1 protein-coding gene and 1 pseudogene are annotated in these 1,395 nt (G+C 66.7%); both read left to right on the top strand.

The annotated features are described in order from the left end of the window. Window positions 1–590, top strand: a 590-nt coding sequence (locus A2J02_RS28165) for a 2-phospho-L-lactate guanylyltransferase (protein WP_068049535.1), incomplete at its 5' end; no start/stop codon positions are given. A gap of 193 nt (window positions 591–783) precedes the next feature. Beyond that, window positions 784–1,395 (top strand): annotated as a pseudogene (locus A2J02_RS09380) (RNA degradosome polyphosphate kinase); the annotation flags it as partial.

Genomic DNA, 1,395 nt, shown 5'->3' with positions numbered 1-1,395 from the left:
CGGTGGTCGATTCGGTCACGGTGGTCACCCCGGATCCTCTCGTCGCAGAGACGGCCCGAAGGATCGGCGCACTGGTGTTCGACGAACCGGTCCGCGATCCTGCGCTGCAACCGGACCAACGCCTCAACCACGCGTTCGCGGCCGCAGCGCACGTACTGCGTCACGGTGACGCTGGTGTGGACGTCGGTGTGGATGTCGGTGGGGGCGAGACCGTCGCCGCGCGCCGCGTCGACATCATCGCGTTGCAAGCGGACCTGCCCGCGATGCGTTCGGCCGAACTCGCGCAGGCCTACGCCGGGTCCCGCCGGGGAGGCAGATCGCTCGTGGTCGACCATCACGGCACGGGGACCGCCGCCCTGATCCTGAAGGACTCCCCCGACGAGTTGGCACCACTGTTCGGACGGGACTCCGCGCGTCGCCACACCGTCTCGGGCGCACGGGAACTCGACGGCACCTGGCCGGGTCTTCGACTGGACGTGGACACCGCCGACGACGTCCGCAGAGCGCACCGTCTGGGAGTCGGACCGGCGACGGCGGCCGTGCTCCACTCGCTCGGGTGGAGTGACGAAGCATCGGCGACGACTGCCTGACGGTGCGGACCGCCGTGGGAGTCGAGTGAACGGAGACTCGAGTTCGGCCATCGGAGTTTCACCGACGCCCGGTATGGGGGATGATCGTGCGGTGAGCAAAGACGACGCGCAGTCAGCGAACCAGGATCCTCCGATCGAGACCGGGAAGGCCACCGGTTCGGACCCGGCATGGAGCGCTCCGATCGCGGCGACGATGCCGAGTATTCCCTCCGCGCTTCCGGCTGCCACACCGGAATCCGTCGACGCTGCCACCGTGCTCCCCGAAAATCGCTATCTCAACCGGGAATTGAGCTGGCTCGATTTCAACTCGCGTGTTCTCGCGCTCGCGGAGGACTCGTCGCTCCCCTTGCTCGAGCGGGCGAAGTTCCTCGCGATCTACGCGTCGAATCTCGACGAGTTCTACATGGTTCGGGTTGCGGGTCTCAAACGCCGTGACGAAACCGGACTGTCGGTTCGGTCCGCCGACGGCATGACTCCACGCGAGCAGCTCGCGGTGATCGGTCAACGCACCCAGGAGCTCGCGCTCAAACATGCGCGAGTACTGCTGGATTCGATCCTGCCCGAGCTCACCGCCGAGGGCATCGCGATCATCCGATGGTCCGACCTGGACACCGACGAGCGCGCCCGGCTGTCGGAGTACTTCACCGAGCAGGTCTTCCCGGTTCTCACACCGCTGGCCGTCGACCCGGCCCACCCCTTCCCGTACATCAGCGGGCTGAGCTTGAATCTCGCTGTGACAGTGAAGGATTACTCCACCACCGGTGAGCACTTCGCCCGCGTGAAGGTGCCCGACAACGTCGATCGC

Source organism: Rhodococcus sp. EPR-147 (genome assembly GCF_001647185.1).
Taxonomy (GTDB): Bacteria; Actinomycetota; Actinomycetes; order Mycobacteriales; family Mycobacteriaceae; genus Rhodococcoides.
Note: the sequence above shows the minus strand (reverse complement) of the source record. Positions and strands in the feature narration are given on the sequence as shown.